Annotated in this window: 4 protein-coding genes; 1 reads left to right on the forward strand and 3 read right to left on the reverse strand. The window is 61.1% G+C overall.

The features are described from left to right. Positions 1-154 precede the first annotated feature (154 nt). From queF to ilvA, 3 genes are read right to left on the reverse strand one after another with little or no spacing between them, the layout of a single operon-like run. Positions 155-979, reverse strand: a complete 825-nt coding sequence (gene queF / locus M0954_RS23585) for an NADPH-dependent 7-cyano-7-deazaguanine reductase QueF (protein WP_122153365.1) — start codon at positions 977-979, stop codon at positions 155-157. Next, a complete protein-coding gene (locus M0954_RS23590) occupies positions 976-1,893 on the reverse strand; it encodes a 5'-nucleotidase (protein WP_122153366.1) in 918 nt (305 codons plus the stop codon). Before M0954_RS23590 ends, queF begins: the two co-directional genes overlap by 4 nt. 18 nt (positions 1,894-1,911) lie before the next feature. Continuing rightward, a complete protein-coding gene (gene ilvA / locus M0954_RS23595) occupies positions 1,912-3,435 on the reverse strand; it encodes a threonine ammonia-lyase, biosynthetic (protein ID WP_122153367.1) in 1,524 nt (507 codons plus the stop codon). Between the two features lie 521 nt (positions 3,436-3,956). Between ilvA and M0954_RS23600 the strand changes: the two genes are divergently transcribed. After that, positions 3,957-7,940 carry a DUF3683 domain-containing protein gene (locus M0954_RS23600; protein WP_297355833.1) on the forward strand — a complete coding sequence of 1,328 codons (3,984 nt, stop codon included), beginning with the start codon at positions 3,957-3,959 and terminating at the stop codon, positions 7,938-7,940. The last annotated feature ends 133 nt before the right edge of the window (positions 7,941-8,073 follow it).

The raw sequence follows: 8,073 nt of genomic DNA on the forward strand, positions 1-8,073 counted from the left end.
GAAGTGAGTGGCGGACACCTACAAGCTGGCGGTGTGAGCCCGCGTTCTTTGCTTAGTGCCGCCCCGCACAGGGGCGAAGCTAATAGACCACTAAGAAATCAAGGAAAGGCCAACGCCATAAGAACAACGCCCAAGGCGCCGCAGGCAAAAAAACTTACTGCCTCGCCGTCCTGCAATTATCTGGCATAGGCAAATTAAAATTCGTCCGAAACGGGTTGATATCAAGCCCACCACGCCGCGTATAGCGAGCATAAACAGCCAGCTTCAAAGGCTTGCAAATCTTAAGGACGTCAACAAAAATCCGCTCAACGCATTGCTCATGAAACCCCGTGTGATTCCGGTACGAAACGATATACCGCAACAACCCAGCATGATCAATCTGCGGCCCAACATAATGAATCTGCACACTTCCCCAATCAGGCTGCCCAGTAACCGGACAATTTGACTTGAGCAAATTAGAAAACACCGTCTCCTCAACAGGAGCTTCCTCAAGCGCAGCCTTGAGCAACGAAGGATCCGGATGATAAACATCAGTATCAAGATCGAGCCGATCCAACGGAGTGCCTTCAAACTCATCCAACCGCAGCTTGCCAAAATCCATTGGCCCGGTCAGATGCACTGAAACCGTAGCGCCGCAGGCACCAGAAACATCCTTCTTGATCGTATCCCGCACGGCCTCAAACGACTCAAACGAACTCTGCGCAAAAGAACCCAGATACAATTTGAACGACTTCGACTCGACAATATTCGGCGAGTCCGCCGGCACATAAAAAGTTGCCACGGCAATCTGCGGCTTGCCGCGCCCATTCAGCCAGGAAAGCTCGTAAGCATTCCAGATATCCGTCCCGAAGAAAGGCAACTGCGCGCCAATGCCAATCGCGTCGCGCGCGGCCTTGCGCGCGATCGGAAAGAGCAGCGTCGCGTCGTACTGTTCGGTATAGGTGGCAGGTTTGCCAAGCGGTGATTGTTCGGGTGTCATGATGCGTTCACGATGCCACTCAGCACGTGCCCCGTCGCTGTCACGACACGGGCCGATTCGCAATGGCCAATTTGATCGTCGAAGAAAAAGTCCGGCTCGAACTCGCGCAAAAATGCGCTTTTGTCGAGACCGCCGAGGAACATCGCTTCGTCGATTTCGATGTTCCACGCCATCAGCGTTCGTATAGCCCTTTCATGCGCCGGCGCTGAACGCGCAGTTACCAGTGCCGTCCGGATATGCATCGGCGCTGCCTGCGTCGGCGCGGCCTCATCCGCCACGTTCTGCAAACGGTGCAGCGCCTCCAGCAACGGCTTGAGCGGCCCGTCGGCTAACGGCAGATCCTTGTTGTGAATCTCATGGCCCAAAAATGCCCGCAAGCCTTCCTTTTGAAACACGCGCTCGGCTTCGTCAGAAAACAGCACGGCGTCGCCGTCGAAGGCAATGCGGATCTCGTCCGGATACTTGCTCGCCATTTTCGCCGATTCCGGCAATACGCGTGCAGCGGGGAATCCGGCGGCCAGCGCGTCGCGCACGTCGTCCTGATTGGCGGACAGAAACAGCGAGGCATTCAGTGGCTTCAGATAGCCGAACGGCGGACGTCCGCGCGTAAAGACGCCGCGTTCGATCGCGAGGCCATGTTCGCGGCACGAATGGAACGCGCGCAGCCCGCTAATCGGATCGCTGCGCGACAGGATCACCACCTCGACCCGGTGCGCGCCCGCGTTCAGCGCCAGCAGCTTGCGGATCAGCGGAAACGCCACCCCCGGTTTGGCGGGCACGCTCAACCGCTCGCGCTGCAGCGTTTCGTAGCCGTGCAGATCGCCTTGCTCGTACACACGGTTCTCTTCTTCGAAGTCGAACAGTGCGCGCGACGAAATCGCGACGACCAGCTTGTCCTGAAGCGTAAATGCCATCGGCAAGGTCTCGTCAGCTTATGCGAGGAACAGCCGGTAGACCGGGTTCGTCGTCTCTTCCCAGTACGGATAGCCGAGCGTCGCGAGGAAGCGGTCGAACTCGGGGTTCTCCGTGCCAGGAACCTGGATGCCGACCAGGATCGAGCTGTAGTCCGCCCCCTGGTTGCGGTAATGGAAGAGGCTGATATTCCAGTTCGGCGCCATCGACGACAGGAACTTCATCAACGCACCTGGCCGTTCCGGAAATTCGAAGCGGAACAGGCGCTCGTCATGCGCGAGCGGCGAGCGGCCACCCACCATGTAACGGATATGTTGCTTCGATAGTTCGTCGCTGGTCAGATCGACGGTGGCAAAGCCGTGCGCCTCGAAGGCGCCCGCGATCTGCGCCGACTCGCTGCGGTTCCTGATCTGCACGCCCACGAAGATATGCGCGGAACTCGCTTCGGCGATCCGGTAGTTGAATTCGGTGACGCTGCGCGTGCCGACCAGTTCGCAGAAGCGTTTGAAACTGCCGCGCTCTTCGGGGATGGTCACCGCGAACACGGCTTCGCGCGCCTCGCCGACTTCGGCGCGTTCGGCCACGAAACGCATCCGGTCGAAATTCATGTTCGCGCCGGAGGTGATCGCGATCAGCGTCTGATCCTCGATGCCCTCGCGTTCCGCATATTGCTTCGCACCTGCCACCGCCAGCGAGCCCGCGGGTTCCAGCACGCTGCGCGTGTCCTGGAACACGTCCTTGATCGCCGCGCACAGGGCGTCGGTATTTACAATCAGCACGTCGTCGAGGTACTCGCGGCACAGCCGGAACGTTTCCTCGCCCACCAGCTTCACCGCGGTGCCGTCGGAAAACAGGCCCACTTCGGTCAGCGTCACGCGCTCGCCGGCCTTCAAGGACTGCGCCATCGCGCAGGAGTCGTCGGTCTGCACGCCGATTACCTTGATCTCCGGACGCACCGACTTGACGTAAGCGGCGACCCCGGCTGCGAGACCTCCGCCGCCGATCGGCACGAAGATCGCGTGAATCGGCCCTTGATGCTGGCTCAGGATCTCCATCGCCACCGTGCCTTGGCCGGCGATCACATACGGGTCGTCGAACGGATGCACGAAGGTCAGGCCGCGCTCTTCCTGCAACTTGGCGGCGTACGCATAGGCATCGCTATACGACTCGCCTACCTGGACGACTTCGACCGTGGGGCCGCCATGCGAACGCACGGCGTCGACTTTCACCTGCGGAGTCGTTACCGGCACCACGATAATTGCCTTCACGCCCATGCGCGCCGCCGACAGCGCGACGCCCTGCGCGTGATTGCCCGCCGAAGCCGTAATCACGCCGCGCTCCAGCGCTTCGACCGGAATGTGCGCCATTTTGTTGTACGCGCCGCGCACCTTGAACGAGAACACCGGCTGGTTGTCTTCGCGCTTCAGGTAAATCGGATTACGCAGCCGTGCCGACAGATTCGGCGCATGCTCGAGTTCGGTCTCGCGGGCGACGTCATAGACGCGCGCAGTCAGGATTTTCTTCAGATAGTCGTGGGAAGCCATGCGGGTGGCGCGGTGCGCTGTGTGAGACGGGAAAGGACAATGATAGCGCCAACGGCCCGCGCTCTGGCCTCGACCGTATGGGCAACGCGCAGGAAAGGTTCGGAAATACTACCTGCCCGACCGTTCGGTCGACGAATTATGGACTCACCAGTTTGAACATATTTCCTCGCCTGACCGTGTAAAAGCCCCGCTAGAACTCGATTCGAGCGTCAACGCGCGTGTGGATCCTGCGGTAGAATTCGATTTTGGAACAAGGATCGGAAGATGCACTGGCAGCCTCAGATCGCCCATTTGATGCCCGTCCCGCGTGAGTCTCGTCCCGCGGCGCAGAGGCATGTGTGCTGCGCACGATCGTGTAGCTGCATCTGAGTGCCACGAAGCGGCCGGCGTGTATCGCCCGCCGGCAGGCGCTTCGGCCAACTAGAAGATTTCCAGAATTGCGCCCCACGCGCACCGTCAGCCAGCGCCTCCTCAATCGTCATTAGCGAGCGCGCCCAGTTGACCTACCGAGTCGTCCAAACATGAACGCACCTCAAGTATTCGATCCGCACGGAGCCGCCGCTGTGGTGGCCGCCGCCCCTGAAGCGCGTCTGCGCGAAATTCCCTATAACTACACCTCGTTTTCCGACCGTGAAATCGTTATCCGCCTGCTGGGTAACGAAGCGTGGGATGCGCTGGCCGAGTTGCGCGCCGAACGGCGTACCGGCCGCTCGGCACGCATGTTGTACGAAGTGCTGGGCGACATCTGGGTGGTGCGCCGCAATCCTTACCTGCAGGACGACCTGCTCGACAACCCGAAGCGCCGTGCGCAGCTGATCGAAGCGCTGCACCACCGTCTGTCGGAGATCGAGAAGCGCCGCCGCGCCGACCTGACCGAGCACGGCGATGAAGCGGGCGTAGACCGCGCGGCGCGTGTAGAAACGCTGGTGGTTGCAGCGCGCCGTGCCGTAGACGACTTCGCCAACGAGTTCGACAAGACCACCGAACTGCGCCGCCGCTCCACCAAGGTGCTGGGCCGCGTCACGCAGAAAGACAACATTAAGTTCGACGGGCTGTCACGCGTGTCGCATGTGACCGACGCAACCGACTGGCGCGTCGAATATCCGTTCGTCGTGTTGACACCGGACACGGAAGCAGAGATCGCCGGCATGATCAAGGCCTGCTTCGAACTCGGCCTGACGGTGATTCCGCGTGGGGGCGGCACGGGTTACACGGGCGGCGCGGTGCCGCTCACGCCGTTCTCTGCGGTCATCAATACCGAAAAGCTCGAACAGCTTGGCGCGGTCGAAATGACCGACCTGCCGGGCGTGCCGAACAAGGTCGCGACCATTTTTTCGGGCGCGGGCGTTGTCACGCGTCGCGTGACTGAAGCGGCCGAGCAGGCTGGTTTCGTGTTCGCGGTTGATCCGACCTCGCTCGACGCTTCATGCATTGGCGGCAACGTCGCCATGAATGCTGGCGGGAAGAAGGCCGTTCTGTGGGGCACCGCGCTCGACAATCTCGCCTGGTGGCGCATGGTCGACCCGGAAGGCAACTGGCTCGAAGTCACGCGTCTTGACCACAACATGGGCAAGATTCACGACATCGAGCTGGCCCGCTTCGAACTGAAGTGGTTCGACGGCGAGTACGCGCCCGGTGAAAAGCTGCTGCGCACCGAAGCCCTCGACATTAAGGGCCGCGTGTTCCGCAAGGAAGGCTTGGGCAAGGACGTCACGGATAAATTTCTCGCTGGCCTGCCGGGCATCCAGAAGGAAGGTTGCGATGGCCTGATTACGTCGGCGCGCTGGGTGTTGCACAAGATGCCTGCGCATACGCGCACCGTCTGCCTCGAATTCTTCGGCCAGGCGCGCGATGCGATTCCGAGCATCGTCGAAATCAAGGACTATCTGTTCGAAACGTCGAAGCAGGGCGGCGCGATTCTTGCCGGTCTCGAACACCTCGACGAACGCTATCTGCGCGCGGTCGGCTACGCGACCAAGAGCAAGCGCAACGCGTTTCCGAAGATGGTGCTGATCGGCGACATCGTCGGTAACGATGCGGATGCGGTCGCTCAAGCGACCTCGGAAGTCGTGCGCATGGCTAACGGCAAGAGCGGCGAAGGCTTCGTCGCGGTGAACGCCGAGGCGCGTAAGCGCTTCTGGCTCGACCGCAGCCGCACGGCCGCGATCGCGAAGCACACCAACGCGTTCAAGATCAACGAAGACGTGGTGATTCCGCTCAACCGCATGGGTGAGTACACCGACGGCATCGAGCGCATCAACATCGAACTGTCGGTCAAGAACAAGCTGCAATTGCTGGACGCGCTCGAAGTGTTCTTCAAGGCCGGCAAGCTGCCGCTCGGCAAGAGCGACGACGCCAACGAAATTCCGAGCGCCGAACTGCTGGAAGACCGCGTGCAGAACGCACTCGACCTGCTCAAGCGGGTCCGCACGCGTTGGGAATTCCTGCGCGACAAGCTCGATCTGTCGTTGCGCGAGGCGCAGCACTACATGGTTCAGCTCGGCTACGAAGGGCTCGCGGAGAAGTTCGCGGACCGCGTCGATGCACAACCCGGCGTGACGGTGTTCGATGTGACCCAGGACCGCACGGTGCGGGTGTCGTGGAAGCAGGAAGTTCGCGCCGAACTGCGCCTGATCTTCAATGGCGGCGAATTCAAGCCGATCCTCGAAGAGGCCCAGGCTATCCATAAGAAGGTGCTGCGCGGCCGCGTATTCGTCGCGCTGCACATGCACGCCGGCGATGGCAACGTGCACACCAACATCCCCGTCAACTCCGACAACTACGAGATGCTGCAGGACGCCCACACGGCCGTCGCGCGCATCATGAAGCTGGCGCGTTCACTGGACGGCGTGATTTCAGGCGAACACGGCATCGGTATTACCAAGCTCGAATTCCTGACCGAGGAAGAGATCGGCGAATTCCGCAAATACAAGCAACGCGTCGATCCGCATGGCCGCTTTAATGCCGGCAAGCTGCTCGAAGGCGCGGACCTGCGCAACGCGTACACGCCGAGCTTCGGGCTGATGGGCTATGAATCGCTGATCATGCAGCAGAGCGACATTGGCGCGATCTCCGAGTCGATCAAGGACTGCCTGCGTTGCGGCAAGTGCAAGCCGGTGTGCGCGACCCACGTGCCGCGCGCCAACCTGCTGTACAGCCCGCGCAACAAGATTCTCGCCACTTCGCTGCTGGTGGAGGCGTTCCTGTACGAAGAGCAGACGCGCCGTGGCGTGTCCATCAAGCATTGGGACGAGTTCAACGACGTCGCCGATCACTGCACGGTGTGTCACAAATGTGTGACGCCGTGTCCGGTGAAGATCGACTTCGGCGATGTCACGATGAACATGCGCAATCTGTTGCGCAAGATGGGCAAGAAGAAGTTCAACGCGGGCAACGCGGCCGGCATGTTCTTCCTCAACGCCACCAATCCGCAGACCATTAATCTCGCGCGTACCGCGATGATGGGCATCGGCTACAAGGCGCAGCGCCTCGGCAACGACGTGCTGAAGAAGTTCGCCAAGAAGCAGACAGCGCACCCGCCGGCCACCGTCGGCAAGCCGAAGGCGGTGGAGCAGGTGATCCACTTCATGAACAAGAAGATGCCGGGCAATTTGCCGAAGAAGACGGCGCGGGCGCTGCTGGACATCGAAGACAACAAGATCGTGCCGATCATCCGCAATCCGAAGACTACGACGGCGGATACGGAAGCGGTGTTCTACTTCCCGGGTTGCGGCTCCGAGCGTCTGTTCTCGCAGGTGGGCTTGGCGACCCAAGCCATGCTGTGGGAGGCCGGCGTGCAGACTGTGCTTCCGCCGGGCTACCTGTGCTGCGGCTATCCGCAGCGCGGCGCGGGCCAGTTCGACAAGGCCGAGAAGATCGTCACGGATAACCGCGTACTGTTCCACCGCGTCGCCAACACGCTGAACTACCTCGACATCAAGACGGTGGTGGTGTCGTGCGGCACGTGTTATGACCAGCTCGCCGGATACGAATTCGAGAAGATTTTCCCGGGTTGCCGGATTATCGACATCCACGAATTCCTGCTCGAGAAGGGCATCAAGCTCGACGGCGTCAACGGCATGCGCTACATGTATCACGACCCGTGCCACACGCCGATCAAGACGATGGATCCGACCAAGCTGGTCAACCAGCTGATGGGCGCGGCGCAGGAAGGTTACGTGATCGAGAAGGCCGAGCGTTGCTGCGGCGAGTCGGGTACCTTCGCGGTGTCGCGGCCGGATATTGCAACCCAGGTGCGGTTCCGCAAGGAAGAGGAAATGCGCAAGGGCGCCGATCGGGCGCGCACCGGTGGCTTCGAAGGCGAGGTCAAGGTGCTCACCAGCTGCCCCTCATGCTTGCAGGGCCTGTCGCGCTATGAAGAGGATGTGGACGTGAAGGCCGATTACATCGTGGTCGAGATCGCACGCAATCTGCTGGGCGAGAATTGGTTGCCCGAGTACGTCGAGCGTGCCAACAAGGGCGGCATCGAGCGGGTGCTCGTATGACGAGTGGCGCGATCGGCCAGCAGGCATCGTCGGGCTCAGGTAGCACCGGCGGCCGCGCGGAAAGCAGCACAGACGGCGGCGCGGGTAGCAACGGTGTCGCTGGTTGTTCGCTATGCGAAGAAACCGGCGGTGA

The organism is Paraburkholderia sp. (assembly GCF_026225065.1).
In the GTDB taxonomy this organism is placed as follows: domain Bacteria; phylum Pseudomonadota; class Gammaproteobacteria; order Burkholderiales; family Burkholderiaceae; genus Paraburkholderia.

Excerpts from the sequence above, each read along its gene's own strand:
- queF (WP_122153365.1), bottom strand. The coding sequence starts at position 979 with ATGACACCCGAACAATCACCGCTTGGCAAACCTGCCACCTATACCGAA.
- M0954_RS23590 (WP_122153366.1), bottom strand. The coding sequence starts at position 1,893 with ATGGCATTTACGCTTCAGGACAAGCTGGTCGTCGCGATTTCGTCGCGC.
- ilvA (WP_122153367.1), bottom strand. The coding sequence starts at position 3,435 with ATGGCTTCCCACGACTATCTGAAGAAAATCCTGACTGCGCGCGTCTAT.
- M0954_RS23600 (WP_297355833.1), top strand. The coding sequence starts at position 3,957 with ATGAACGCACCTCAAGTATTCGATCCGCACGGAGCCGCCGCTGTGGTG.